The organism is Brevundimonas sp. UBA7507 (assembly GCF_002478355.1).
GTDB classification, from domain to species: Bacteria; Pseudomonadota; Alphaproteobacteria; order Caulobacterales; family Caulobacteraceae; genus Brevundimonas; species Brevundimonas diminuta_D.
Map to the genome: position 1 here is coordinate 54855 of NZ_DLNP01000017.1, position 26177 is coordinate 81031.

The window sequence follows — 26177 nt, forward strand, 5'->3', positions numbered from 1 at the left end:
TGAGCTGTCGCAAAGGAGGTGGGTGTGGCCTATGGGACACGCAAGAGGTCCGACCCGCGATTGATGACGCCGCCCCTCCCGGCCTAGCCTAGCCTTAGGAAGAGGATGGAATTCGCCGATGCAGCCGCCCGTCGATCCGACCGTGGTCCTGCCGTTCCTGGCGGCGGTGGCGCTGATGGAGCTGACGCCCGGCCCGAACATGGGGTGGCTGGCGCTGGCGTCCCTGTCGCAGGGGCGCGCGGCCGGGCTGGCCGCCGTGGCGGGCGTCACCCTGGGCCTGACGCTGTGGATGGTCGCCGCCGCCTTCGGGCTGACGGAAGTGGTGCTGCGCTGGCCCGCCTTGTATCAGGCCATCCGCTGGGCGGGCGTAGGCTTCCTGCTGTGGCTGGCCTGGGACGCCTGGCGCAGTGCGGGCGACGGCGCGGGCGTCGCCCCGGTCGCGATGCGGCGACGCGCCCTGTTCCGACGCGGCCTGATCGGCAATCTGCTGAACCCCAAGGCCGCCTTGCTCTATGTGGTGCTGCTGCCCGGCTTCATGCGCCCCGACCACGGCTCGACCCTGGCGCAGGCCCTGACGCTAGGCGCGCTGCACGTTCTGGTCAGCGTCGTCGTCCACACGACCATCGTGCTGACGGCGGCGCGCGCGGGCGGCGCCCTGCTGACCCGCGCCCAGGGTCCGATGCTGCGCGCCGCCATGGCCCTGGGCCTGGTCGCCATCGCCGCCTGGACCGCCTGGGAGACGCGAGCCTGAGCGGATCCGAAAGGAAAGCGCGGCGCATGGAACCTTAAGCGTTGCCGTGCGCTTGGAGGCCATGCTGAGCTCAAAAATGAACCCTCGGGTCTTCTGGGGGGCCAGCGCCATCGCGGGCGGACTGCTGCTGCTCGCCCTCATGGCGCCCGCGACGTCCGACCTGTTGTTCGGACGCGCCCAGGCCTGGGTGGTGGAGACGTTCGGCTGGTTCTACGTCGCTTCGGTCGCGGGCTTCATGCTGTTCGTCGCGGCGCTGGCCCTGGGGCCGACGGGGCGGTTGAAGCTGGGGCCGGACGACGCCGAGCCGGACTTCCCCTATGTCTCATGGCTGGCGATGCTGTTCGCGGCAGGCATGGGCATCGGCCTGATGTATTTCGCCGTCGCCGAGCCGGTCCAGCACTACATCGCCCCGCCCGAGGCGCAGCCCGGCACGCTGGAAGCCGCCCGCGAGGCCATGGTCATCACCTATACCCACTGGGGCGTCCACGCCTGGGCCATCTACGCCGTGGTGGGTCTGAGCTTGGCCTATTTCGCGCACAGGAAGGGACTGCCCCTGACCATGCGGTCCAGCCTCTATCCCCTGCTGGGCAAGCGGGTGAACGGCTGGCTGGGCGACCTGGTCGACATCTTCGCCATCTGCGGCACCCTGTTCGGCATCGCCACCTCCCTGGGCTACGGCGTGGCGCAGATGACTTCGGGCCTGAACTACGTTTTCGGCCTGCCCAACGACGTGATCATGCAGGTGGGACTGATCGTCGTGGTGATGGGCGCGGCGACGATCTCGGTGCTGACCGGCGTGGACAAGGGCGTGCGGCGGCTGTCCGAGCTGAACCTGTTCATCGCCGTCTGCCTGATGCTGTTCGTGCTGATCGTGGGGCCGACGCTGTTCCTGCTGCGGGCCTATGTGCAGAATTTCGGCCTCTATCTGGACCACTTCTTCGAGCGCACCTTCACCCTCTACGCCTATGAGCCGCGCGCCTGGATGGCGGACTGGACCCTGCTGTATTGGGCCTGGTGGATCTCCTGGTCGCCGTTCGTGGGCATGTTCATCGCCCGCATCTCACGCGGACGGACGGTGCGCGAATTCCTCATCGGCGTGCTGCTGGTGCCGTCGGGCTTCACCTTCCTGTGGATGACGGTCTTCGGCAACACCGCCATGAGCCTGGACCTGGGCGTGGCGGCGGGGGCGATCTCGGACGCGGTGCAGGCGGACCTGTCGACGGCCCTGTTCCGTTTCTTCGAATTCCTGCCGGGCACGGCGATCACCTCGGTCCTGGCCATCGCCCTGGTGGCGGTCTTCTTCGTCACCTCGGCAGACTCAGGCTCGCTGGTGATCGACACCCTGGCCTCGGGCGGGGCCGAGGAGACGCCGCGCTGGCAAAGGGTCTACTGGTGCGGAATGGAGGGGCTGACGGCGGCCCTGCTGTTGTTGGCCGGGGGCCTCGGCGCCCTGCAGGCGGCGACCCTGGTGGCGGCCCTGCCCTTCGCGGTCATCATGATCCTGGCCTGTTTCGGCCTGGCGCGGCAGATGAACGCCGACCTGAAGGGCGAGGCCGTCGAGACCGAGGCGCCGCCCCTGCGCGAACAGCTCAAGCGCATCCTGGCCCCGGCCAGCCGTCGCGACATCGACCGCCAGATCGCGCGCCACGGCGTCCCAGCGCTGGAAGAGGTGCGCGCCGCCGTCGCCGCCGAAGGGCTGGAGAACAGCGAGGTGCAGAGCGACGACAACGGCGTCTGGCTGAGAGTCGAGCACGCCAACGGACGGGACTTCCTGTATCGGCTGGGCGCGCGCTCGCGGCCCCTGCCCGCCCTGACCGCGCTGGAGGCGCCCGAAAGCCGCCGCGCCCTGGAATGGCGGCTGAGCGCCGTGACCGGCGACGGCACGCGCCCGCGCGACGTGACCGGATTCACCCGCGCCCAGATCGTGGCGGACGTGCTGGAGCATCTGCAAAGGTGGCGGCTGGCGGCGTAGGACGCTTTACGCCCCTTGGCCCGACGGACGGGCGGCGTTAGCGTCGCCGTTCAGTCTTCGGGAGCGTCCTTGATGTCCATCCGCCTGTCGCGCCGCGCCGCGCTGATCTCTTCCGCCGTCGGCGCCGCCGGCGCGGCCCTGCCCGCGACCGGCTGGGCCCAGACCAGCGCCGATACGCGTTCCGACGACGAGATCGCCACCGCCGCCGACGCCTGGGTGCGGCGCTGCATGGCCGCCTGGCCGGACCAGCCCGCCGTCTCCCTGGCCCTGGTGCGCGACGGCAAGACGGTGCTGGCCAAGGGTTATGGCGTGCGCCGTCAGGGCAAAAATGAACCCGCCGACGAGCACACCCTGTTCGCCATCGCGTCGAACTCCAAGAACGTCACCGCCGCCTGCCTGGCCATCCTGGTCGACGAAGGCAAGGTGAAGTGGGACGAGCCGATCCGCACCTATCTGCCCGGCTTCACCCTGTCGGCCCCGATGGTGGGCGAGCGCATCACGGTGCGTGATACGCTGAGCCACCGCGCCGGTTTCGGCCTGGGCGCGGGCGACCTGCTGTTCTGGCCCAACAGCGACCGGACGCGGGCCGAGGTTCTGGCCCAGGCCGCCTTCGTGCCCATCGAGGACGGCTTTCGCGAGGACTACCATTACTGCAACCTGATGTTCGTGGTGGCGGGCGCGGTGATCGAGAAGGTCTCGGGCCTGTCCTGGGAGGCCTTCGTCCAGACCCGCATCTTCGACCGCGTGGGCATGAACGAGAGCGTGCCCCTGGCGCGTCTGGCCGACCCGAAGAAGAGCGCCCTGCCGCACGGCCGCGTCGGTCCGCCCCTGCGCTATCAGGGGGCGATGACCCAGATCGCCGAGTCGATCGTCGAGGTGTGGAACTGGGATTCGGCGGCGGCGGCGGGCGGCATCTGCGCCAGCGCCCACGACTGGGCCAAGTGGATCGCCGTGCGCCTGAACGACGGCAAGCTGGCCGACGGCTCGCGCCTGTTCTCCGAAGCCGCCGCGAAGGAAATGTACAAGCCCAACATCGTGGTCTCCTCGTCCAACGGACCGACGGCGGCCCTGCCCAACCGGGCCGTGGCCTCGACCTACGCCATGGGCTTGCAGGTGCAGGATTATCGCGGCGAGCGGCTGGCGACCCACGGCGGCGGCTCGCCCGGCGGCATCTCGGCCACGGTGCTGATCCCCGGCCGCAAGATCGGCTTCTCGGTCTTCACCAACGCCGAAGAGAGCTTCCTCTTACGCGCCCTGCGCTCGGGCCTGTCGGACATCGCCATGAACAAGGTCGACGTCGACTGGATCGCCGATTCCAAGCGGATTGAGGCCGAAGGGACCGAGAAGTCGCTGAAGGCCGCCGTGGAGATCGACGCCAAGCAGGCGGCGGGCGCCCCGCCCTCCTTGCCGCTGGAGGCCTACGCCGGAACCTGGCGCGATCCCTGGTACGGCGACATCGTCATCGAGCCGAAGACCGAGGGGCGCGGCCGCAACCGCAAGTCCGGCCTGTGGCTGCGCTTCACCCACACCCCGGCGCTGCAAGGCTGGCTGGAGCCCTATGACGGCGAAACCTTCCGCACCCGCTTCCCCGACAAGCGCGAAGAGGACGCCTTCATCACCTTCAGCATCGCCACGGCCAAGCCCGCCACGGCCACGGTCAAGGGCGTCTCGCCGGACATCGACTTCAGCTACGACTATCAGGATCTGCGGCTGACGCGGGTCTGAACGCCCTAACCCTTCTCCCCTTGTGGGAGAAGGTGGCCCGTCAGGGCCGGATGAGGGGTCTTGCGACGTGGATGAGGGTGATGCAGCTGCTCGCCAGAAACCCCTCATCCGTCTCGCTTCGCGAGCCACCTTCTCCCACAAGGGGAGAAGGATTCAGGTCAGCGCGCCGGGCGTTGGCCGGCCTCCAGGATCGGCATCCCCGCCTCGGTGGGGATGTAGATGGTCTGGCGGCCTTCCTTGCCGGCCGTCTCCTGCAGCATGTTGATGTAGGACCAGCGCAGATAGGCCTCGGGGCCGCCCAGGGCCTCGGCCATGATGCGGTTGGCCTCATTGGCACCCTTGGCGCGCTCGATCTCGGCGGCGGCGGTCAGCTTGGCCGAGTCCAGGGCGGCCTGGGCCTCTAGCACGCGGATGCGGCGGTTCTGCACCGCCTCTTCATAGGCCGCCTTGCCCGCCATCTGCTTGGAATAGACGTTGTAGGTGGGGAAGCCGATCAGCACGACCGCCAGGACGACGGCGATGGCGATGATGGATCCGATCGTGAGGCCGACGCCGCGCATGAGGGTGCTCCGAGAGTAAAGGCGATGAGGCGCTCAGGGTGAAGGGCGCGCCCCTGCACGGTCAAGCTGCGATCAGCGCGTCAGCTCCAGAATGTCGAGCTTGGATTCCTGCTTGGGAAAGGGAATGACCAGGCGCCAGCGCTGCGGACCGATGCGCTCGAACACGCCCAGCTGGTCGCGCTCGGCCTTGGCGCCGTAGGCGGGGAAGCCGGTCTCGTCGCCCCAGGCCTGGGCGCCGACATAGACCAGGCGTCGATCAGTGTCGGGATAGAGCAGGCCGCGCGTGCGCTGGCTGCCCGTGGTCTTCTCCAGGATCAGGTCGCCGCCGGGCGTCAATTCGACGCGGCAGCGGAAGGCCGGATAGGCGACATAGGCCAGGCCCTGCGCCTCGCGCGCGCCCAGTTTGACCGTGCGGCAGCGGTAGTCGCCCGGCGGCGGCTGAAGACGGCCGGCCTGTGCGGCGTTGGGATCGACCAGGACGCCGAGAGATTCGACCTCGTCGGCGAAGCCGCGCGCCTCGGCCTCGGCGCGGGCCAGGCTCCAGGCCTGATCGAGGCGGCCCAGCAGGCTGGCGTCGGCAGGCGCGGCGACCGCACGCCAATCGTCGCCGCCGCCCTGCTCGCCGGGAGACGGGGACGGCGCCGCAGTCCCAGGCGGAGGCGATACGGCTTCAGACGGCGCCGCGACAGGCGCATCCGGCGAAGAAGCGGGCGGCGGGGTCGGCGCGGCGTCGCGGTCGCAGCCGGCCAGGGCGAGGACGCTCGCGAACAGGGCGGCGTTGACGGGGCTGAAGCGCATCGGGCTCTCTACTGTCATCCCGCCCTAACGGACAGGAACGGCGACGGTTCAGCGCGACGGCGGCGCCGGGACCAATTCCAGCAGGTCGAGGTTGGATTCCGCCGCCGGCCAGGGCGTGACCAGGCGCCAGCGCCGCTCGCCGATCCGCTCCAGCACGCCGACCAGGTCGCGTTCGGGCCGCTGGCCATAGCTGCGGGCCGTCGGTTCGGACGCCAGGGCCATGGAGCCGAGGAAGACCATTTCACGGTCGTTCTCGGGGAATAGCAGGCCTGCGGGACGTTGCGAGCCGGTGCGCTTGATCAGCTTCAGACCGCCGGGGGTCTGTTCGATGCGGCAGGCGAACCAGCCGTAGACCACATAGCCGAGCCCGCCTTCATCCCCCTGCGAGCCCAGTTTGACGGTGCGGCAGCGATAGGCGCCGGGCGGCGGGGCGACACTGGGACGGGCGGCGTCGGGATTGATCAGTTCGCCCAAGGCCGACAGGTCACCCGAACCGGGCTGGCGGCGAGCCTGTTCCAGCGCCAGACTCCAGGCGGCGGCGCGGCGCTGATAGCGGTCGCGATCCGCAGGGGTGATGACGCCGCGCCAGTCGTCCAGCACGGCGCCGACGGGCGCGTCGGGCGCGGCCGGAACCGGCGGGAGCGGCGGCGGCGGAGGCGGCGGGGGCGTCGTGGCGCAGGCGGCCAGGGCCGCCGAGCCCAGAGCCGGGCCGATCAGGGTCTTGAACAGGGGCTGGAAAGCGAGCCGGAAAGGTCGGGTCGGCGTACGCGGCATATCAGTCTTCTCAAGCGACGGGGATCGAAAGCCCCGTTTCTCTTTAGGAAGCCGCCATGAGGCGCGGCGTCAACCCCGCCCGTCGTCGCGACCGCGTGAAGTCGTCAGGCCTGCGCCGCCTTGGGCATGGTCGGCGAAGAGGCGTCAGACGGCGCCAGAAGACGCGACAGTCCTGCGGTCAGATCGGCGAGTCCGATCGGTTTGATCAGGTATTCGGCGAAGCCCGCCGCCTGCGCGCGTCGCACCTCGTCCGGGGCGATCGCCGCCGACAACGCCATGACGGGCAGGTCGCGGGTCAGCGGCTCCTGCGCCAGGGCGGCCTTGACCGCCAGGCCCTGACCGCCCTGCAGGTCGAGATCCAGGATGACGGCGTCGGGCCGAAGGTCGCGCGCCAGCTCCGCCCCCTCCTGCGCGGTCGCTGCGACGTGGAGCTGGATCTGACCCGCCCCGTGCAGCAGATGGCGCATCAGGGCGACCGCAGCCGCGTCCTCGGCGATATAGAGCAGGACCGCGTCCGGCAGGCGCGGCCAGGGCGAGGCGGCGGGGAACTCGGCCTGACGCCGAGGTGAAGCCGGCAGGCGCAGGGTGAAGGCCGCGCCCTCGCCTTCCCGGCTCTCGACCGTCAGATCGCCGTCCATGGCGGCCGCCAGACGGCGCGCGGCGGCCAGGCCGACGCCCGCGCCGTCAGCCGAGGAGGCGGCGCGGCCGCGCCGGGCGAAAGGGTCGAACAGGGTTTCGATCCGGCGCGGCGACAGGCCCGGCCCGGTGTCGCGCACGGTGATCCAGACCTCCTGGGCGAGGCGGCGGCCTTCGATCGCCACCGTCCCGCCGCGACGATTATGCTGCACGGCGTTGCGGATCAGACGGGTCAACACCTGATCCAGGGCGCGAGGCTCGGCCTGGACCGTCAGCCCGGCCTGAAACGGAGGCGGACGCAGATCGACCCCCGCCGCCTCGGCCTGACCGGCCAGGGACTGGCAGATGCGCCGGGCGATCAGCAAAGGGTCCAGGCGCTCGCGCGCGGCCGCGACGCCCGAGGCGTCCGCAAAGGCGGTCAGCCCCTCGACCAGAGTCCGCAGGCGAGTCGCGCCATCGTGAATCTGCTCGACGGCCTGACTCTGACGACGGCTGAGCGGCTCATTGACCGCATTGATCCGCAGCAGATCGGCGAAGCCCAATATGGCGTCGAGCGGCCCGCGCATCTCACGGCTGAAGGCGGCGAGCAGGGCCGTATGGGTGCGGCGTCCGGCCGCCTCGACCGCCTGGGCGCGCAACAGGCGCGCCTCGACGTCGCAGGCGGCGCCTTCCAGATCAGCGATGCGTCGTCGGGCGGCGGCGAGCTGGCGGTCATGCAGCCGCTGCACCGCGCGAATGCGCCCATGGGCGCCGATCGACAGCCTGACGCCCGCGACGCCCGTCGCCAGTCCGAGGGCGATCGCCAGTAGAACGAATTCCATCACACGTCCTCCCGATGGATCGAGAGTGACGCGCAAATAGTTGTATTAGAGTGAACACACCCGCGAGGGTTGTTCAGTCGCCCTATTCGTCGTCGGCGACCGTCTCAGTCTTGCGGCGCGGACGGCGGGTGCGCGGGGCGGGCGTCTCGTCGTCCTGGGCCGCTTCCTCGATCGCCGCGGGGCGGGTCAGGAAGCCCGGCAGAGCCGCGGCGTCGTCGCCGGCCGCCTCATCCTTGGCCGCAGCGGCGCGAGGACGGCGCGGGGCGCGCGGCGCCTTGGCGACCGGCGCGTCGGCGTCCGCACCGGCCTCGACGGCGGGCGCCTCATGCGCACGCTCTTCGGTCGGAACCTCGGACGCAGGGCCGCCGTCCTGACCGGACTCATCGGCGTCGGCGATCTCGGATTCGCCGTTCTCGAAACGACGGTTGCGCTCCTCGCGGCGGCGCTCCCAACGCTCGCGGCGGGATTCGCGGCGGCCGCCTTCGCGGTTGTCGCCGTCGCCGTTTTCACGCGGTTCGCGGGGTTCACGCGGCTCACGGTCGCGGTTGGCCTCGCGCTCGGCGCGTTCAGCCTGACGGCGAGCCTCTTCCTCGACGCGGCGCTCCTCGGCCTGCTGGGCGGCGATGATGGCCGCCGCCTGGGCGCCCGACTCGTCCTCGAAGTCGATGTCGAAGCCCTGGCCCGCCTGTTCGCGCTGGGCGATCTCGCTGACCGAGCGCTGCGGCTGGAGCGCGCGCAGGACGCGGAAATAATGTTCGGCGTGCTGGGTGTAGTTCTCGGCCAGAACGCGGTCGCCGGCGGCCGCGGCGTCGCGGGCCAGCTGCATGTAGCGTTCGTAGACGGTCTGGGCGTTGCCCCGGACCTTGATGTTCTCGGGGCCTTGCGAGTCCCACGAACGGTTCGGATTGGTCGCGTTGGCGTTATTGCCGCCGCCGGGCTTACGGTTGCGTCCGCGTTGACGCTTCATGCCCTTGAAATCTCTCATCGGAGCTTACCGTGCTGGTGCGGGCCGCCGTCGCAGAAGACGGGCGAGACCCTGTTCGTCGTTCCGTTCGTTCGGGGCCGATCCCCGGTGCGAGCTGTTCGGAAAACCGTGCGTCCCCCGTGGTCCGCCACGTCCGTCTGAGGGGCGCGGCCGTCACTGAACTCCGACACGCTTAATCGAGCGAACCGGCTCGAAAAGGGTGCGTCTGAGTGGGGAACACCACGGACTTAGCGCGCGCCGAGACGCTTTCCAAGGGTTTTTATTGCAACGGCGCTTCGGCTTCGGGGATCGGGCCCACGCGCGGGTCCGGGCCGTTGGTGACGACGCGGTCGCGATCCGACAGATCCTTCACGACCTTGACGTCGGTGAAGCCCGCCGCTTCGAACAGGGCCTTGACCGCCTGGCCCTGGTCCCAGCCGATCTCGACGGCGAAGACGCCTTGCGGGCGCAGGATGCGGGCGATCTCGGGCGCCAGGTCGCGATAGGGCTGCAGTCCGTCAGGGCCGCCGTCCAGCGCCAGATGCGGATCGTGCTCGCGCACCTCGGGGTCCAGACCGGCGATGTCCGCGGTCGGGATATAGGGCGGATTGGACACCACCAGGTCGAAGCTGTCGTCGGCGAAGCCCGCCGCCCAGTCGGTGCGCATGAAGGTGCAGCGATGGTTCAGGTCCAGATTGGCCGCGTTCTCGCGCGCCACGGCGATGGCCTCGGTCGAGATGTCGGTGCCGACGCCGCGCGCGCCGCGCCGCTCGGCCAGGGCGGCCAGCAGGATGGCGCCCGAGCCCGTGCCCAGGTCGGCCATCTCGAAGGTCGAGTTCGGCGGGAAGGCGCGGACGATGACGTCCACCACCGTCTCGGTGTCGGGGCGCGGGCTGAGCACGTCGGGGGTGACGTTCAGCATGATCTTCCAGAAGCCCTTGCGCCCCAGGATGCGCGACACCGGCTCGCGGCGCAGGCGGCGATGCACCATGGCGTCCAGCGCCAGGGTTTGCTCAGGCGAGAGCGCACGGTAGGGGTCGTTCAGGATGTCGACGCGGCCCGCGCCCGTCGCCGCCTCGAGCATCAGACGGGCGTCGATGGAGGGGCTGTCGATGCCGGCGGCCTTCAGGCGCGCCTGGGCGCCTTTCCAGGCGGTCAGCAGGGTCGGTTGGGTGTTCTGATCGGACATTCCGGGTGATTGGGGTCTGCGACGGATGATTTCAAGACGGAACGGCCCGACAGCGTGGCCGTTGAAGGGCGAATGGGGATGAAACCACAGTCGAATCATCGCGCGTCGCGCGCCTGGAAACGTCGTCCGGCGCGTCGCGCGCCCGGCGCGGCCAGCGGGCTGCTGCGCTATCTGGCCGCCGCCGCGGGCGGACTGGCGACGGGCGCGACGGCGGCCCACCTGCTCTACACTCAAGGCCATCGCTTCGGCCTGGAGCTGCGCCCCCCGCGGCCCGAGCCCCTGCCCCCGCGCGATCCCACGCCCGAGGACTATGACGCCGAAGAGCCCGGCCGCGGCCGCCTGGCGCGCCGCCCGCTGGAGATACCGCACAAGGGCTGGGTCGACATCCTGTGGCGCACGGTCATGGGCTATTTCGGCGATCGCGTCGGCTTCGTCGCCGGGGGCGTGACCTTCTTCCTGCTGCTGGCCCTGTTCCCGACGCTGGGCGCCTTCGTCACCATCTACGGCCTGTTCGCCGATCCGGCCGACGCCTGGAGCCAACTCAGCTTCCTTTATGAGGTGCTGCCGTCGAACGTGGCTCAATTCCTGGGCGCCGAGATGACGCGGCTGGCGGGCAACTCGACCGGCCAGCTGACCTTCACCCTGATCTGGACCCTGCTGCTGTCGCTGTGGGCGGCCAACGGGGGGATCAAGACCCTCTTCTACGGCCTGAACCTCGCCTATCACGAGGTCGAGCGGCGCAATATCGTCATCTACAACCTAGTGTGCATGGGCTTCACCGTCTCGGCCATGGCGGCGGTGATGCTGAGCTCGGCCCTGGTGGTCGGCGTACCCGTGGTGCTGGCCGTGTTCGGCCTGGAGGACGAGTGGGCCTATCTGGCGCCGCTACGCTGGCCCCTGTTGTTCCTAGGCTATGTCGGGGCGCTGGCCCTGATCTATCGTTACGGGCCGAGCCGGGCGCGGGCGCGCTGGCGCTGGCTGACGCCGGGAGCCCTGTTCGCGGCCAGCCTGAGCCTGCTGGTGTCCTTCCTCTTCAGCTGGTTCCTGACCACCTTCGTGCGCACCGATTCCTACGGCCCGCTGGCGGCGGCCATGGGCTTCCTGCTGTGGACCTGGTTCTCGGTGCAGGTGATCCTGATGGGCGCGCGGCTGAACGCCGAGATCGAACACCAGACCGCCCATGACACCACCACGGGCGCGCCCCGGCCGATCGGCGAGCGCGGCGCTGTGATGGCCGATTCGGTCGGTCCCCGGCGCGGCAATCCCGCCGCCCTGGCCTTCACCCTGAAATACGCCGAGGCGCTGGGCGATCGGGTGATGCGGCGGCGGATGAAGAAGCGGCGCTAGACGCGCGCTAGGCCGGCCGTCGCGCCCGCAGGGCCTGGATGATGGTGCCGTCGTCCAGCCAGTCCAGCTCGCCGCCGACAGGCACGCCGCGCGCCAGCGACGTGACCTGCACCCCCGCCGCCGACAGGCGTTCGGCCAGATAGTGCGCCGTGGTCTGGCCGTCGACGGTGGCGGGCAGGGCCAGGACCACTTCCTTCGCCTCTCCGCCCTTCGCCCGGCCGATCAGTTCGGCGATGCGCAGCTGTTCGGGGCCGACGCCGTCCAGCGCCGACAGCAGGCCGCCCAGCACGTGATACTTGCCGCGAAAGGCGCCCGACCGCTCCATCGCCCACAGGGCGCCGGCCTCCTCGACCACGCAGATCAGGGCGTTGTCGCGGCTCTGGTCCGCACAGACCGAGCAGGGGTCGCGCGTATCGGGCGAGCCGCATACCGAGCAGTTGACCACCTTGTCCGCCGTCTCGGCCAGCGACGCAGCCAGCGGGACCAGCAGCTGCTCGCGCCGCTTCAGCAGGGCCAGGGCCGCGCGCCGGGCCGAGCGCGGGCCCATGCCCGGCAGCTTGGCCAGCAGGCTGATGAGCCGTTCGATTTCCGGCCCGGCGGAGGCGGCCATCAGAAGAGTTTCGGCATTCCGGGGATGTTCATCCCGGCCATCGGCCCGGCGGCGTCGCGCATCAGGGCGTTGTTGATCTCGTCCAGCTTGCGCTTGGCGTCGGCGTGGGCGGCGACGATCAGGTCGGCCAGGATCTCGCCCTCGCCGGGGGCCATCAGGCTGTCGTCGATCTTCACCGAGGTGATCTCGCCGGGGCCTTTCAGAGAGATGGTCACAAGGCCGCCGCCCGAGGTGCCCTCGGCGGTGGATTCGGCCATTTTCGCCTGGGCGTCCTGCAGCTTCTGCTGCATCGCCTGGGCCTGTTGCATCAGGGCGTTGAGGTCTTTCATGCGCCCTAGATAGGGCCAAGCGCCGCGCGGCTCCAGACCCTGACGAAGAAAGCCTGTCGCGCCCGCCTCTCCCACATTCGTCACAAAATCGGTTGCCGATCTCTTGACGACAGAGTCGCGCAAGCCTAATTGGCCACACTTGAAGTTACCAATCAGTTTTCTGGAGAAGCCCTGATGGCCTTTGACGCCCTTTCCGCCCGCGACCTTCCGGTTTCCGACGCCGTTCTGGCCCAGTTGTTCACCGAGGCGCGCACGCGCAACGGCTGGAGCGACCGGCCCGTGTCCGAAGACCTGATCCGCAAGCTGTATGACCTGACCAAGTTCGGCCCGACGGCGGTCAACATGACCCCGGCCCGCTTCGTCTTCATCACCTCGCCCGAGGCCAAGGCCCGGCTGTCGACGCACATGGCCGAAGGCAACCGCGCCAAGACCCTGGCCGCGCCGGTCAATCTGATCATCGCCCAGGACATCGACTTTCACGACACCCTGCCCAAGCTGTTCCCGCACGCGCCGGGCGCCCGCGACTGGTTCCTGGACGAGGCCGGCCGTCGTGAAGCCGCCTTCCGCAACGCCTCGCTGCAGGGCGGCTATCTGACCATCGCCGCGCGCGCCCTGGGTCTGGACGTCGGTCCGATGTCGGGCTTCGACGCGGCGGGGGTGAAGGCCGAGTTCTTCCCCGACAGCAATGTCGAGCCGAACTTCATCATGAACCTGGGCTACGGCACGGACGAGAACCTGTTCCCCCGCTCGCCCCGCCTCGACTTCGAGGAAGCCGCTCAGATCCTGTAAGGCCGGCGCCCTCGGGCTTGCCCCGAGGGCCTAGCCCTCGCCCCGCGCCCAGGTCTCCAGCAGCCGCCGTGCGATGGCGTAGGGCGGCGGGGCTTGGATGGTCGGGTGGGTCTCGTCCAGAACGGCGCGCGCCTCGCCGCGGGTCAGCCAGGCGACGGCCTCCAACTCGGTCTGGTCGGGCGCGGCCTCGTCGGTCGTGACTTCGGCGATCAGGCCGATCATCAACTGGGCCGGGAAGGGCCAGGGCTGGCTGGAGTGGTAGCGCACGTCGCAGACCGTCAGCCCCGCCTCCTCCATGACCTCGCGGGCGCAGGCCTCCTCGATCGCCTCGCCCGGCTCCATGAAGCCCGCCAGCGCCGACATGCGACCGGCGGGCCAGGCGGCCTGACGGCCCAGCAGGCAGCGCGGCTCAGCCCCGCCCTTATAGACCGGCAGCATGATGACGACCGGGTCGACGCGCGGGAAATGCTCGGTCCCGCAGGCGGGGCAGATGCGCTTCCAGCCGCCGGACGCCTGATCCGTCGCCTTGCCGCAGGCGGCGCAGAAGCCGTGACGGCGGCGCCAGTCGAACAGGCTCTTGGCCGTGGCGGCGATGCCGGCGTCGGCTTCGGGCAGGACGACCGCCGCCTCGCGCATCTCGGCGAAACGGCCCAGGCCCCCGGCCGGGCCGCTGGTCGGGTCGATGGAGCCCTCGAACTCGGCGGCGAAGACCGGCGCCCCCTTCCACAGGCCCAGGAAGATATCGCGGTCGCGCGCCAGATCGCGCGCATGGCCCAGCGACAGCCAGACCAGCCGCTCGGCCCCCTCATGGGTTTCGATCAGGGGACGGCCTTCCCACAGGATCATGGCCAGGGCTTCGGGGTTGGCCTCCTGCTCGGCCAGCCAGGCGGCGTCGTTGCGAAGGTCGCCGGAGCGGTCGAGCGGATTGCCGGAAAAGACGTTGCGATAGGGCATGAGGCTTCATAGCCTTGAGCGCGCCTGCAGGGGAGGGCTTGATTCCCGCGTCGTCCGCCGTCATATCCCCTCTCGGAGATCGCGGGCGAAGGCTTCGCCAACCTGGTCAGGGCCGGAAGGCAGCAGCCACAACGAATTCCCCTTCGGGTCGCGGTCTCCACCTTATTCTTAGGGCGCTATGTTCGCGCCGCGGGCGCTCACGACTTGAGCGCTTTTTTTATGCGCCTTTTGTGCGCTATCGCTCGCGACGCGGTCACTCGCTGCTTGAGCGCGCCGTCCCCTACATCTCCGCCGTCGTGCAAGCTTCACGGAACCGGGCTGCGCCTCATTCGCTGAAAGGGCTTCGACCCCCACGATCAGGAGCAGGCGAATGAGCATACTCGGCAAGATTCTCGGCGGCGTTTTCAGGAAGAAGGAGGCCCCGGCGGCGACGCCCGCAGCCCCCGCGCCCGAAGCAGCGGCCCCGACCCCGACCCCGGCGCCTGCGCCTGCGCCCACGGCCGCCGCCGTCGCGCCCCAGCCCGCGGCCGAGGTCGACGTCGCCGGCATCCTCGACTTCATGAACGAGCAGCGCGCGCAGAAGCTGAACTGGCGCACCTCCATCGTCGACCTGATGAAGCTGATCGGCCTTGAATCCTCGCTGGCCGAGCGCAAGGAGCTGGCTGACGAACTGGGCTACACCGGCGACAAGTCGGACAGCGCCAGCATGAACATCTGGCTGCACAAGCAGGTGATCCAGAAAATCCGCGACAACGGCGGCCAACTGCCCACCGATCTCTGAGCCTCTCTGCGGCGCGAGGGGGTGCGCGAGCGCGCTCCTTCGCGCTAAGAGTGGGCCATGAGCGACGCCGATCACAGTCTCGATGGTCCTCCGTGGGAGGAAGACGCGCCCGAAGTCGAGGAGCGCGACCCCAACACCGACGACATGTTCGGCGCCCCGCCGCCCGCCGCAGCGGTCGAACCTGCGCCTGAAATGAAGGCCGAGCCAGCGCCCGCTCCCGCGCCCAAGGCGTCCGAAGCGCCACCCGTCGAGGGCGAGGCCTATACCGTCCTGGCCCGCAAATACCGGCCGCGCGCGTTCGAAGACCTGATCGGGCAGGAGGCGATGGTCCGCACCCTGACCAACGCCTTCGCCACCGGCCGGATCGCCCACGCCTTCATGCTGACCGGGGTGCGGGGCGTCGGCAAGACGACGACAGCCCGCCTGCTGGCTCGCGCGCTGAACAATGAAACCGAGACCATCGACAAGCCGTCCCTGGCGCTGACACCCACGGGGCGGCACGACGCCGCCATCATGGCGGGCCAGCACATGGACGTGATGGAGATGGACGCCGCCTCGCACACCGGCGTCAACGACATCCGCGACATCCTTGAAAGCGTCCGCTACGCGCCGGTCGAGGCCCGCTACAAGGTCTATGTGCTGGACGAGGTCCACATGCTGTCGACGCAGGCGTTCAACGCCCTGCTGAAGACGCTGGAGGAGCCGCCGCCCCACGCGAAGTTCATCTTCGCCACCACCGAGATCCGCAAGGTGCCGGTGACGATCCTGAGCCGCTGCCAGCGTTTCGACCTGCGCCGCGTGGAGCCTGAGGTTCTGGTCGGCCATCTGGGCCGCGTCGCCGAGCGCGAAGGCATGAAGATCGAGCAGGAGGCGCTGGCCCTGATCTCACGCGCGGCCGAAGGGTCGGTGCGCGACGGCCTGTCGCTGCTGGATCAGGCTCTGGTTCAGGCCGAGCGCGGCGCGGTGGTCGAGACGGCTACGGTGCGCGACATGCTGGGTCTGGCCGACCGCACCCAGACCATCGCCCTGTTCGAACAGACGATGGCGGGCAAGACGGCCGAGGCGCTGACGACCTTCCGCACCCTTTACGGCTACGGCGCCGATCCGGTGCAGGTGGCCAACGACCTGCTGGAGCACTGCCACGCGGCCTCGGTCGCCAAGATGCTGGGGCCGAACGCCACTCGCCTGCCCGGCGATCAGGCGCAGAAGCTGGCGGCCCTGGGCGCGGCCATCTCGGCCGGAACCCTGTCGCGCACCTGGCAGATGCTGCTGAAGGCGCTGGACGAGGTGCGGCGCGCGCCCAATCCCGCCGATGCGGTGGAGATGGCCATCGTGCGCCTAGCCTACGCCGCCGACCTGCCCGGCCCCGAAGAGGCGCTGAAGGCGATCCAGTCGGGCGGCGTGCCCGGCGGCGGCGCTGGCCCTCGCGGAGGCGGCTCAGGGGGTGGAGGCGGCGGCGCCTCGGCCATGCTGGCGGCGCGGCCGATGGCGGCGCCCGCCCTGCCGGACCCGCAGAGCTTCGAGGCTGTGGTCGCCCTGATCGGCGAGAAGCGCGAGATCACACTGCAGATGGACGTGGAGCGCTACGTCCGCGTGGTCAGCTTCCGCCCCGGCGCCATCACCTATGAACCGGCCGAGGGCTCGCCCCACGATCTGGCGCGGCGTCTGGCCGGGCGGCTCAAGGAATGGACCGGGCGCACCTGGCTGATCGCCGCCAACGGACAGGGCGGCGGCGAGACCCTGATCGAGGTCGAGAAGAAGGCCCGCGCGGCCCGCCGCGCTGCGGTCGAGGCCGACCCCTTCGTGGTGTCGATCATGCAGGCCTTCCCCGGCGCCGAGATCAAGGAGATCGTCACCCTGGCCCCGGCCGTCGAGATGCCCGCCATCCCCGACGACGGCGAGACGGGCGACGACGACTGATCAGGCCAGCGCCCGCGCGGCCTCCAGGTCGGCCGGATTGTCCACCGACAGGGGCGCCGCATTGATCACCGAGGCCCAGATCTGCAGACCCATCTCCAGGGCGCGCAGCTGCTCCAGCTTTTCGCGCTTCTCCAGCGGCGACGGCGGTGCGGCGCAGAAGCGGGTCAAGGCTTCACGCCGATAGCCGTAGATGCCGACATGGCGCCAGACCGGGCCGTCGCCGTACAACGTCGAACGGGTGAAGTAGAGGGCGCGGCCGCTGGTCCCGCCGTCCGGCAGGGCCAGCACCGCCTTGACCACATCGGGATTGTTCCGATCCGAGATGTCCGCCTCGGCCGCGACCAGGGTGGCGATGCCGCAGGCTGATTCGCGCGCCAGCAGTTCGGCGCAGGCCTTGGCCAGGTCCGGCGAGGCAAACGGCATGTCGCCCTGGATGTTGATGACCACCTCATGGGCGCCGTCGGGATCGACCGCCTGGGCGGCCGCCAGGATGCGGTCCGAGCCGCTGGGCAGGTCGGGATCGGTCAGCACCGCCTCGCCGCCCGCCGCCTGCACCGCCGCGACGATCTCGGGATCGCCCGCCGCCACGGCGACGCGGAAACCGGACAGGCAAGCCTGCTCCCACGCCCGCACGATCATCGGCTTGCCGCCGATGTCCGCCAGGGGTTTGCCGGGCAGACGGGTGGCCGCCATGCGAGCGGGTATCATTATCAGCGGATTCATGGTCGCCCAGCGCCTTGAAAGCGCCCGGAAGCGTCCGGGCCGGTTGCGAAGGTCGCGCTAGCGTGTAAGAGACGCCCACGCAAGAATACGCCTGAACGCCGCTTCGCGGTCGGGGGGCTCACCTAGAGACGGGATGCGACGACGCGGAATGAGCGGCGATCTGAAGTGGAACAAGATTATGGGCGCGTGCCTGGGCACCGCCTTTGCGATCCTGGTGGTCCAGCAGGTTTCGGGCATGGTCTACCACACCAAGCAGCCCGAGAAGATGGGCTACTTCGTCGACGCGCCGGATGAAGCGGCTGCGGGCGCGGCCGAAGCCGCCCTGCCGATCGACTGGGGCACGGTCCTGCCGACCGCCGACCTGGCCGCCGGCGAAGCCGCCTTCGCGCGCTGCCAGGCCTGCCACACCGTCAACTCGGGCGGCGCCGACGGCATCGGCCCGAACCTGTTCGGCGTGGTCGGCGGCCCCGCCATGCACCGCGCGGGCTTCGCCTATTCGGACGCCATGGCCAAGCACAAGGCCGAGGCCCCGACCTGGAACTATGACGAGCTGGATCACTTCATCAACGCGCCGGGCCGCTATGTGCCCGGCACCAAGATGTCCTTCGCCGGCATCCGCGACGAGAAGACCCGCATCAACCTGATCGCTTGGCTGCGCACGCAAGGCTCGGCCGGTTTCGCCATCCCGGCGCCGGACCCCGCCCGTCAGCCGGGCGCCGCCGCCCCGGCCGCCGCCGAAGGCGAAGCTCCGGCCGCTGAAGGCGCCGCTGCGACGGAAGCCGGCGCCGCTCCGGCCGAGGCGCCCGCCGCCGACGCCCCCGCGACCCAGGCGACGCCTCCGGCTCCGAAAGCCTGAGGGCGAACGGACACGACAGACGACGGAAAGGCGGCCTTCGGGTCGCCTTTCTTCGTTTCAGGATCAGGCTTTAGGGTTTCAGACCCGGCGGAAAACCGCAGAGGCGAAGCCGTCGGCGGTCAGGCGGGCCTCGACCTCGGCCAGGGTCTCGACCACCACGCCGCCGCGCGCGCCGGTCGCATGAATGACGCGCTCGGCGTCGATCATCAGGGCCGAATGGCCGGTCCAGTCGCCCTCGGCCTGCGACAGCCAGATCGCCAGGTCGCCGCGCTGGGCGTCCTCGCGCGACACGGCGCGGCCGAGACCGGCCTGCTCATTCGCGCGGCGCGGGCCGGGCCGTCCGCAGGCCAGCAGAGCCTGTTGCACCAGGCCCGAGCAGTCCGTCTCCAGCGAGGAGCGGGCGCCCAGGGCGTGCGGGCGGCCCAGCAGGAGCTCGGCCACCGCGACCAGGTCGCGCTCGAACGCGCCGATAGATTCCAGGTCGCTGTCGGCCAGGCCCTGAGCGTCGTCGCCGATCAAGGCGTTCAGCGGCAGGGCGGCGGAAACGGAGGCGACGCGGCGGGTCGCCAGGGGCGCGCCGGGCGCCAAGGCCTCCAGCGAGACCCAGCCGACCACGCCGTCGCGACGGGCGCGGCCCCAGGCACGGTCCTGACGGCGCTCCAACACGTCGAAGGCCTCGCCGAACAGCAGCTGGTCGATGCGTTGACCGTCGTCGGCGACGATGTCGGCGACCGGCAGGCGGCAATGAGCGGGATCGGTCCGGCGATAGGCCTCGGCCCGCATCAGACCTTCCAGCGCCTGCTCGGCCAGCACCACACGATCCCCGTCCCGCAGGATCAGGGGCGCGCCAGGCGGCAGCAGGGCCAGGACATCGGTCAAGCGGCGGTCTCTAGACGGCTCGGACAATTCGAGCCGCCCACCCTAGGCGCCGATCCCGAAGGGGGCGTTAACAGCCTTGGCTATTTGACGAATTTGTCGCTGAGGTAGCGGAAGCAGGCGCGGATGGCCTGGGCTTCTCCGCCCTCAGGCCAACCGGGACGGGCGCGCGGATTCCAGGCGAAGACGTCCATGTGCGCCCAGCCGCCCGTCGTCGGGGCGAACTTCTGCAGGAACAGGGCCGCCGTCACCGATCCGGCCTGAGCCCAGGCGGCGGAATCGTTGCGCACGTCGGCGATCTCGCTGTCCAGCGAGGCGCGATAGCCCGCCCACAGAGGCATCCGCCACAGGGGGTCGCCCACGGCACGACCGGCGTTCAACATGCCCTCGGCCAGGGCGTCGTCGTCGGTGTAGAGCGGCGGCAACTCCGGCCCCAGCGCAATGCGCGCCGCCCCGGTCAGGGTGGCGAAGTCCAGCGTCAGGTCCGGCTCATGCTCGCCCGCCCGCGTCAGGACGTCGGCCAGGATCAGGCGGCCTTCGGCGTCGGTGTTGCCGATCTCGATGGTCAGGCCCTTGCGGCTGTTCAGAATGTCGCCCGGCCGGAAGGCGTCGGCCGACACGGCGTTCTCGACCGCCGCGACCAGCACCACCAGCCGCACGGGCAGACCGGCCTGCATGATGAGGCGCCCCAGAGCCAGGGCGTGGGCGGCGCCGCCCATGTCCTTCTTCATATTGCGCATCCCGGCGGCGGGCTTCAGGTCCAGACCGCCGGTGTCGAACACCACCCCCTTGCCGACCAGGGCCACCAGCGGCAGGTCGGCCTTGTCCAGGTTCCAGCCGATCTCGAGCACGCGCGGCGCGCGGTGCGGGGCGGCGGCGCGGCCGACGGCGTGGACGGCCGGATAGTTCTCCTCCAGCAGGGCGTCGCCGGTCGTGACGGTCAGGCTCGCGCCCGCGCCCTCGGCGATCTCGCGCGCGATGGTCTCGAGTTGCAGCGGCCCCATGTCGGCGGCGGGGGTGTCGACCATCTCGCGGGTCAGGGCGCAGGCGGCGGCGATGTTCAGCGTCGCCGTCAGGTCGAGCCCGTCCGGCGCGACCAGACGCGCGCGGCCGCGCTCCGGTCGGGCCTTGTAACGGTCAAACAGATAGCCGCCGAGCGCAAAGGCCAGGGCCGCCGAATGCGCCGCCTCGCCCTCGACGCCCTCCAGTCGCCAGTCGCCGGCGGGCAGGCGCGTCGGCAGGCCGCGCGCGGTCATGGGATCGAAGGCCTCGCCCGCGCCGAACAGGGCCTGCTCCGGCGCGCCGTCGGCGGCGGGGACCACCAGCAGCTGGCCTGTCTTGCCGGTGAAGCCGTTGGCCTCGGCCCAGGCGGCGATGCGTCCCTCCAGCGCCGCGCCCGCCTTGACGATGCGGACCGGGCGCGCGGTCTCAGAAGCGGCGATCAGCAGTTCGGACTGAGGGGACATGGGGCGACCTTTCCGACGCTTAACGCCGATTAACCAAACCTTGACCCGTCGGCGCGACCCTAGGGGCAGAACCGCCACGGACCCCTTCCATGTCGCGCAACGCCGCCCTCGCCGCAACCGTCAGCCTGACGCTTCTGGCCCTCGCCGCCGCCCCGGCCCTGGGCCAGACCGCGCCCGCAGCGCGCGCCCCTGCCGACGCCGCGACGCGCGCGGGCTACGACCGGGCCGACGCCCTCAGCCGCTCGGTCTTCTGGACGCAGGAGCAGCAGCTCAATCCGATGGACCCGGTCGCTGGGGTCAAGCTGGCGCAGGCCCTGCGCGAACTGGGCCAGTTCGACCGCGCCGCCGAGACCGCGCAGGGCGTGCTGGTCGTCCAGCCCGCCAATGTCGAGGCCATGCTGGAGGTCGGCCGCGCCCACATCGCGCGCGGTCAGGCCTTCTACGGCATCGCCGCGCTGGAACAGGCCAAGGCCGCCGCGCCGCGCGACTGGCGGCCGCTGTCGCTGCTGGGCGTGGCCTATCAGCAGGTGCGCCGCCCCGACGACGCCAAGGCCGCGTGGAACGAGGCCCTGCGCCTGTCGCCCGACAACGCCAACGTCCTGACCAACGCCGCCATCGCCCGCATCGGCGAGGGGGATGCGCCCTCAGCCGAAATCCTGCTGCGTCGCGCGGCGGCCCAGCCGGGCGCCGGGCTGCAGGTGCGCCAGAACCTGGCCCTGGCGCTGGGGCTGCAGGGCAAGACCGCCGAGGCCGAAGCCATCCTGCGCCGCGACCTGCCGCCGGAAGCGGCGGACCAGAACCTGCGCTGGCTGGCCGCGCGGATGCAGCCGGGGCAGAGCGCGGCGGCAGTCGCCGAGGCGTCGCCGACGGCGCGGACGTGGTCGTCGTTGCAGGGTGGATAGGTTCACCCCGCTCAAATACTGCCGTCATCCTCGGGCTTGACCCGAGGATCGGACCATCCGCCACGCCTCATTGGACAGGTCACGCGCCGCCACGCTCGATCCTCGGGCTTGACCCGAGGATGACGGCGGGGTGGAGCAAGGCCCCCGCGACCGAGGGAGAAGCGTCGCCTCTCTTCACCTTCCGCCCTTGAAGGCCTATCTTCGTCCCGTGATCGACGACCTTTACAGCGCGCGCATCCTGTTGCTGGCGGCCAATCTGCCGCACAGCGGGCGCCTGCCTGCGCCCGAAGGCTCGGCCGAGCGGGTGGCCAAACTGTGCGGGTCGAAGGCGATCGTCGATGTGGTGCTGGACGCCGACGGCCGCGTCGGCGGCTTCGCCCAGACGGTCAAGGCCTGCGCCCTGGGCCAGGCGGCGGCGGGCGTGGTCGGAGAAAACGTCCTCGGCGCCTCGGTGCAGGAGATCGAAGCCGCACGTGACGCCATGTCGGCCATGCTGAAATCCGGCGGCGAAGGCCCTGAGGGCCGCTTCGAAGCCTTACGCGTCCTGCAGCAGGTCGCCGACTATCCCGCCCGCCACGCCTCGACCATGGTGGCGCTGGAGGCGACGCTGGACGCCGTCAAGCAGGCGCTGGAAAAACACCACAGCGATACGCGAACTCGCCTCGCCGGCGCGGCCTGAACGGCGCGTCGGTTGATCCCCCTGCCGTGAAGAGGGATAAGCGCGACGAACCCGAAACAGAGCCCCCGGCGAAGGGACAGATGTCTCTCTACGAACGCAGCGTCCGCGCAGCCCATCGAGGCTATAAGCTGACGCTGTCCCCCCTGATCGGCCAGCAGTGCCGGTTCATGCCGACCTGTTCGGATTACGGGCGCGACGCCCTGATCCGGCACGGTCCGGTGCGGGGGGGATGGCTCACCGTGCGGCGCCTCTGTAAATGCCATCCCTTCGGCGGTTCGGGCTATGATCCCGTTCCGCCCGCCAAGTCTGAAAAAGAACGACCGTCATGATCGAACTGAAATTCCCCGACGGCGCCGTGCGTCAGTATCCGGCCGGCTCGACGGGCCGCGACGTGGCCGCCGCCATCTCGCCCTCGCTGGCCAAGAAGGCGGCCCTGGTCGTCTGGAACGGCGAACAGCGCGACCTGGACCGCGTCATCGACGGGAACGGCGACTTCCGCCTGCTGATGCGCGACGATCCCGAGGCGCTGGAGACCATCCGCCACGACGCCGCCCACGTGCTGGCGCAGGCGGTGCAGGAGTTGTTCCCCGGCACCCAGGTGACGATCGGCCCGGCCATCGAGGACGGCTTCTATTACGACTTCGCCCGCGACGAGCCCTTCTCGACCGACGACTTCCCGAAGATCGAGAAGAAGATGGCCGAGATCATCGACCGGGGCGCGCCGCTGGAGCGCCAGGTCTGGAACCGCGACGAAGCCATCGCCCACTTCGAAAAGATCGGCGAGGAATATAAGGCCGAACTGATCCGCGACCTGCCCGAGACGGAAACGATCACCGTCTACAAGCAGGGCGAATGGGCCGACCTGTGCCGCGGGCCGCACTTCCCGACGACCAAGTTCGTGGGCAAGGCCTTCAAGCTGACCAAGCTGGCGGGCGCCTATTGGCGCGGCGATTCCAACCGCGCCCAACTTCAGCGCATCTACGGCACGGCGTGGGCGACCAAGGAGGATCTGGACGCCTATCTGCTGCGCATCGAGGAGGCCGAGAAGCGCGACCACCGCAAGCTGGGCCGCGCCATGGAGCTCTTCCACATGCAGGAAGAGGGCCGGGGCATGGTCTTCTGGCACCCCAAGGGCTGGGTGCTGTGGCGCGTGCTGGAGGCCTATATGCGCCGCCGTCTGGACGCCGCGGGCTATGTCGAGGTCAAGACGCCGCAGGTGCTGGACCGCAAGTTCTGGGAGGCCTCGGGCCACTGGGACAAGTACCGCGCCAATATGTTCGTCTGCGAGACGGTCGAGGGCGAGACGCTCAGCCTCAAACCGATGAACTGCCCCGGCCACGTGCAGATCTTCGATCAGGGCCAGCGGTCCTATCGCGAACTGCCGCTGCGCATGGCCGAGTTCGGCGCCTGCCACCGCTATGAGCCGTCGGGCTCGCTGCACGGCCTGATGCGGGTGCGCGGCTTCACCCAGGACGACGCCCACATCTTCTGCCGCGAGGATCAGATCGTCGAGGAGACGGCCGAGTTCATCAAGCTGGCCTATTCGGTCCACGCCGACCTGGGCATGGAGACCAAATACATCAGCCTGGGCACCCGCCCCGAGCTGCGCGCCGGCACCGAGGAGTTCTGGGACAAGGCCGAGGCCCAGATGCTGGAAGCCGCCCGCGCCGCCGGAACCGAGCCGGTCGTCACCGAGGGGGACGGCGCCTTCTACGCGCCCAAGCTGGACTTCATCGTCAAGGACGCCATCGGCCGCGAATGGACCTGCGGCACGATCCAGCTGGACTATGTGCTGCCGGAACGTCTGGATGCGACCTACATCGCCGAGGATGGCCAGAAGCACCGCCCGGTCATGCTGCACCGCGCGATCCTGGGCTCGTTCGAACGCTTCATCGGCATCATGATCGAGAACTACGCCGGGGCCTTCCCACTGTGGCTGGCGCCGACGCAGGCCGTGGTGGCGACCATCACCTCTGACGCCGACGGTTACGCCGAAGAGGTTCTGGCCAGGTTCCGGGCGGCGGGCCTGCGCACCGAGATCGACCTGCGCAACGAAAAGATCAACTACAAGATCCGCGAACACTCGGTCGCCAAGGTGCCCGCCATCGCCGTGGTCGGCCGCAAGGAGGCCGAGGAAGGCAAGGTCGCCATCCGCCGCTTCGGCTCCCAGGCCCAGACCATCGTCACGGTCGAGGAAGCCATCGCCATGCTGACGGACGAGGCCCTGGCGCCGGATCTGAAGCGCATCCGCGACGGCGTGGCCTGACACCGCCTGTCTCCTCCCCCTTCGTGGGGGAGGAGATGGTCGCGTCGGGTCGAGAAGGCGGAGCCTTCTGACCGCGGCCTGGCATCAACCAGCCTTCTCCCCTCGCCCGTCTCGGGCCATAAGCCTGTCATGGCCGCCACCCTCTACATCGACGCCGACGCCTGCCCCGTGAAGGAGGAGGTGTATCGCGTGGCCCGCCGCTGCGGCCTGAAGGTCTTCGTGGTGTCCAACGCCTGGATCAACACGCCGCGCGAGCCGCTGATCGAACAGGTCGTCGTCGACGCCGGGCCGGACGCAGCCGACGACTGGATCGCCGAGCGCGCGGGGCGCGGCGACATCGTCATCACCGCCGACATTCCGTTGGCCGACCGGGTGCTGAAATCGGGCGCCCAGGCGCTGAAGTCCAACGGCCAGCCGTTCACGGCGGACTCCATCGGCTCGGCCCTGGCCGGGCGGATGATCGGCGAACATCTGCGCTCCATGGGCGTGCCGACCAGCGGGCCGCCGCCCTTCTCGGCCGCCGACCGCTCGCGCTTCCTGCAGGCGCTGGACGCGGCCGTGGTGCGGGCGCGCAGAGACGCGTCATGAGCCGCATTCCCGAAGATGAGCTGGAGTTCCGCTTCTTCCGCGCCGGCGGGCCGGGCGGCCAGAACGTCAACAAGGTCTCGACCGCCGTGCAGATGCGGTTCGACGTGAAGAACTCGCCCAGCCTGACCGAGCCGGTGAAGGCGCGGCTGATGAAGCTGGCGGGCAGCCGCCTGACGCTGGACGGGGTGATCGTCATCAGCGCCGTTCGCTTCCGCACCCAGGAGCGCAACAGGGCGGACGCCGTCGAACGGCTGGAGGCCATGGTGGCCGAGGCCTCGATCAAGCCGGTCTATCGCGTGCCGACCCGGCCGACGCGCGCATCGAAAGAGCGTCGGCTGCAGGCCAAGTCCAGCCGCGCCTCGATCAAGAGCGGGCGCGGCAAGCCGTCGCTGGACTGATCAGTCCTGGGCCGGGCGGAACAGCAGAGCGGCGATCTGGTCCTGGTCGTCGAAGGCGATGACCCAGTCGGTGGCCTGCTTCTCGAACACCACGCGGAACATGTCGGCGCCGCTCTGCTGGCCGCGATGCTCGATCGTCTTCAGTGCGCCGAACTGCTGGATCAGGGGCGCCACCGCGCCGGACTGGGCGCGGATCTGCTCGGCCATGTCGGTGCTGAACACCGCATAGTCGATCTGATTGGTCTGGAAGGCGGCGATGACCCGGCGCAGGGCCTCTTCAGAGCGGGCGATGTCGGGCGCCTGGGCGGCGGGGCCGGCGACCGGCGGCGACGCTGGCGGGGTCGAAGCGGCGGGCGCATCCCCCTCGAAGGCGTCGGGCAGGGTCGCCGCAGCCGCGCCCTGGGCCGGCGCCCGGCTCGGAGCGGTGGTCTGGGCCAGCGCCGGGGCGGCCAGCAGAAGAGCGCCCGACAGGACGACGGCGAAGGAAGAGGTCTTCATAAAAC

The 26177-nt window shown here is 70.1% G+C and carries 27 protein-coding genes and 1 other RNA gene; 15 read left to right on the forward strand and 13 right to left on the reverse strand.

The annotated features are described in order from the left end of the window. Positions 1-118: 118 nt before the first annotated feature. The 3 genes from B3D50_RS12420 (at position 119) to B3D50_RS12430 (ending at position 4448) form a co-directional block, all read left to right on the forward strand. Positions 119-751, forward strand: a complete 633-nt coding sequence (locus B3D50_RS12420; RefSeq protein ID WP_286951565.1) for a LysE family translocator — start codon at positions 119-121, stop codon at positions 749-751. Positions 752-827: 76 nt separating this feature from the next. After that, a complete protein-coding gene (locus B3D50_RS12425; protein ID WP_223850619.1) occupies positions 828-2723 on the forward strand; it encodes a BCCT family transporter in 1896 nt (631 codons plus the stop codon). A 72-nt stretch (positions 2724-2795) separates the two neighbouring features. After that, entirely contained in the window at positions 2796-4448 is a 1653-nt protein-coding gene (locus B3D50_RS12430) for a serine hydrolase (protein ID WP_286951568.1), read from the forward strand. Between the two features lie 158 nt (positions 4449-4606). Here the strand turns inward: B3D50_RS12430 and B3D50_RS12435 are convergent, their stop codons facing one another. The 6 genes from B3D50_RS12435 to prmC form a co-directional block, all read right to left on the reverse strand. Next, the gene (locus B3D50_RS12435) at positions 4607-5008 is read right to left on the reverse strand and encodes a hypothetical protein (RefSeq protein ID WP_269296856.1); all 402 of its coding nucleotides are present in this window, start codon (positions 5006-5008) and stop codon (positions 4607-4609) included. 72 nt (positions 5009-5080) lie between these two features. Then, positions 5081-5806 (reverse strand): DUF4893 domain-containing protein, encoded by a 726-nt coding sequence (locus tag B3D50_RS12440; RefSeq protein ID WP_286951574.1) that lies wholly within the window; start codon positions 5804-5806, stop codon positions 5081-5083. A 48-nt stretch (positions 5807-5854) separates the two neighbouring features. Beyond that, complete coding sequence (locus B3D50_RS12445) at positions 5855-6580, reverse strand: DUF4893 domain-containing protein (protein ID WP_286951577.1); 726 nt, start codon at positions 6578-6580, stop codon at positions 5855-5857. A gap of 104 nt (positions 6581-6684) precedes the next feature. Continuing rightward, positions 6685-8037: a hybrid sensor histidine kinase/response regulator gene (locus tag B3D50_RS12450; protein WP_286951579.1), complete on the reverse strand. Its 1353-nt coding sequence runs from the start codon at positions 8035-8037 to the stop codon at positions 6685-6687. An 82-nt stretch (positions 8038-8119) separates the two neighbouring features. Then, on the reverse strand, positions 8120-9004 hold the full coding sequence (locus B3D50_RS12455; RefSeq protein ID WP_286951581.1) for a DUF4167 domain-containing protein: 885 nt from the start codon (positions 9002-9004) through the stop codon (positions 8120-8122). Between the two features lie 277 nt (positions 9005-9281). Continuing rightward, complete coding sequence (gene prmC, locus B3D50_RS12460) at positions 9282-10190, reverse strand: peptide chain release factor N(5)-glutamine methyltransferase (RefSeq protein WP_286951583.1); 909 nt, start codon at positions 10188-10190, stop codon at positions 9282-9284. Positions 10191-10268: 78 nt separating this feature from the next. Here prmC and B3D50_RS12465 point away from each other — a divergent pair, with 78 nt between their 5' ends. Continuing rightward, positions 10269-11537, forward strand: coding sequence for a YihY/virulence factor BrkB family protein (locus B3D50_RS12465; protein WP_286951585.1), 1269 nt, complete (start codon positions 10269-10271; stop codon positions 11535-11537). A gap of 7 nt (positions 11538-11544) precedes the next feature. On the opposite strand, the gene recR is transcribed toward B3D50_RS12465, so the two are convergent. Together recR and B3D50_RS12475 are read right to left on the reverse strand one after the other, a co-directional pair. Continuing rightward, on the reverse strand, positions 11545-12147 hold the full coding sequence (gene recR, locus B3D50_RS12470; protein WP_003166259.1) for a recombination mediator RecR: 603 nt from the start codon (positions 12145-12147) through the stop codon (positions 11545-11547). Beyond that, positions 12147-12476 (reverse strand): YbaB/EbfC family nucleoid-associated protein, encoded by a 330-nt coding sequence (locus B3D50_RS12475; protein ID WP_269296839.1) that lies wholly within the window; start codon positions 12474-12476, stop codon positions 12147-12149. Before B3D50_RS12475 ends, recR begins: the two co-directional genes overlap by 1 nt. Positions 12477-12650: 174 nt before the next feature. Here B3D50_RS12475 and B3D50_RS12480 point away from each other — a divergent pair, with 174 nt between their 5' ends. Beyond that, positions 12651-13265 (forward strand): malonic semialdehyde reductase, encoded by a 615-nt coding sequence (locus tag B3D50_RS12480; RefSeq protein WP_088410554.1) that lies wholly within the window; start codon positions 12651-12653, stop codon positions 13263-13265. Between the two features lie 30 nt (positions 13266-13295). On the opposite strand, the gene nudC is transcribed toward B3D50_RS12480, so the two are convergent. Continuing rightward, the gene (gene nudC, locus B3D50_RS12485; RefSeq protein WP_286951591.1) at positions 13296-14219 is read right to left on the reverse strand and encodes an NAD(+) diphosphatase; all 924 of its coding nucleotides are present in this window, start codon (positions 14217-14219) and stop codon (positions 13296-13298) included. Positions 14220-14290: 71 nt separating this feature from the next. Between nudC and ffs the strand changes: the two genes are divergently transcribed. The 3 genes from ffs to B3D50_RS12500 all read left to right on the forward strand — a co-directional run bounded on the left by ffs (position 14291) and on the right by B3D50_RS12500 (position 16920). Then, an RNA gene (ffs, locus tag B3D50_RS12490) (signal recognition particle sRNA small type) lies at positions 14291-14384 on the forward strand. Positions 14385-14589: 205 nt separating this feature from the next. Beyond that, a complete protein-coding gene (locus B3D50_RS12495; RefSeq protein WP_286951594.1) occupies positions 14590-15000 on the forward strand; it encodes a DUF3597 domain-containing protein in 411 nt (136 codons plus the stop codon). Positions 15001-15057: 57 nt separating this feature from the next. Then, complete coding sequence (locus B3D50_RS12500; protein WP_286951596.1) at positions 15058-16920, forward strand: DNA polymerase III subunit gamma/tau; 1863 nt, start codon at positions 15058-15060, stop codon at positions 16918-16920. Here the strand turns inward: B3D50_RS12500 and B3D50_RS12505 are convergent, their stop codons facing one another. Further along, the gene (locus B3D50_RS12505; protein ID WP_286951598.1) at positions 16921-17643 is read right to left on the reverse strand and encodes a 3-deoxy-manno-octulosonate cytidylyltransferase; all 723 of its coding nucleotides are present in this window, start codon (positions 17641-17643) and stop codon (positions 16921-16923) included. 148 nt (positions 17644-17791) lie between these two features. Between B3D50_RS12505 and B3D50_RS12510 the strand changes: the two genes are divergently transcribed. Next, positions 17792-18499, forward strand: coding sequence for a c-type cytochrome (locus B3D50_RS12510; protein ID WP_269296829.1), 708 nt, complete (start codon positions 17792-17794; stop codon positions 18497-18499). A gap of 78 nt (positions 18500-18577) precedes the next feature. On the opposite strand, the gene B3D50_RS12515 is transcribed toward B3D50_RS12510, so the two are convergent. After that, positions 18578-19378 (reverse strand): NlpC/P60 family protein, encoded by an 801-nt coding sequence (locus tag B3D50_RS12515; protein WP_286951600.1) that lies wholly within the window; start codon positions 19376-19378, stop codon positions 18578-18580. Positions 19379-19458: 80 nt separating this feature from the next. After that, the gene (locus B3D50_RS12520) at positions 19459-20841 is read right to left on the reverse strand and encodes a leucyl aminopeptidase family protein (protein ID WP_286951602.1); all 1383 of its coding nucleotides are present in this window, start codon (positions 20839-20841) and stop codon (positions 19459-19461) included. An 89-nt stretch (positions 20842-20930) separates the two neighbouring features. On the opposite strand from B3D50_RS12520, the gene B3D50_RS12525 reads away from it, so the two are divergent. The 6 genes from B3D50_RS12525 to arfB all read left to right on the forward strand — a co-directional run bounded on the left by B3D50_RS12525 (position 20931) and on the right by arfB (position 25674). After that, positions 20931-21743, forward strand: coding sequence for a tetratricopeptide repeat protein (locus B3D50_RS12525; RefSeq protein WP_286951603.1), 813 nt, complete (start codon positions 20931-20933; stop codon positions 21741-21743). A 208-nt stretch (positions 21744-21951) separates the two neighbouring features. Continuing rightward, positions 21952-22422 carry an iron-sulfur cluster assembly scaffold protein gene (locus B3D50_RS12530; RefSeq protein WP_286951605.1) on the forward strand — a complete coding sequence of 157 codons (471 nt, stop codon included), beginning with the start codon at positions 21952-21954 and terminating at the stop codon, positions 22420-22422. A gap of 80 nt (positions 22423-22502) precedes the next feature. Next, on the forward strand, positions 22503-22751 hold the full coding sequence (yidD, locus tag B3D50_RS12535; protein WP_087140330.1) for a membrane protein insertion efficiency factor YidD: 249 nt from the start codon (positions 22503-22505) through the stop codon (positions 22749-22751). Beyond that, positions 22748-24688 (forward strand): threonine--tRNA ligase, encoded by a 1941-nt coding sequence (gene thrS / locus B3D50_RS12540; protein ID WP_286951608.1) that lies wholly within the window; start codon positions 22748-22750, stop codon positions 24686-24688. The genes yidD and thrS overlap by 4 nt, the downstream gene beginning before the upstream one ends. A 129-nt stretch (positions 24689-24817) precedes the next feature. Then, a complete protein-coding gene (locus tag B3D50_RS12545) occupies positions 24818-25276 on the forward strand; it encodes a YaiI/YqxD family protein (protein WP_286951609.1) in 459 nt (152 codons plus the stop codon). Next, positions 25273-25674, forward strand: a complete 402-nt coding sequence (gene arfB, locus B3D50_RS12550) for an alternative ribosome rescue aminoacyl-tRNA hydrolase ArfB (RefSeq protein WP_286951611.1) — start codon at positions 25273-25275, stop codon at positions 25672-25674. The genes B3D50_RS12545 and arfB overlap by 4 nt, the downstream gene beginning before the upstream one ends. Here the strand turns inward: arfB and B3D50_RS12555 are convergent, their stop codons facing one another. Continuing rightward, complete coding sequence (locus B3D50_RS12555) at positions 25675-26172, reverse strand: hypothetical protein (protein WP_286951613.1); 498 nt, start codon at positions 26170-26172, stop codon at positions 25675-25677. Between the last annotated feature and the right edge of the window lie 5 nt (positions 26173-26177).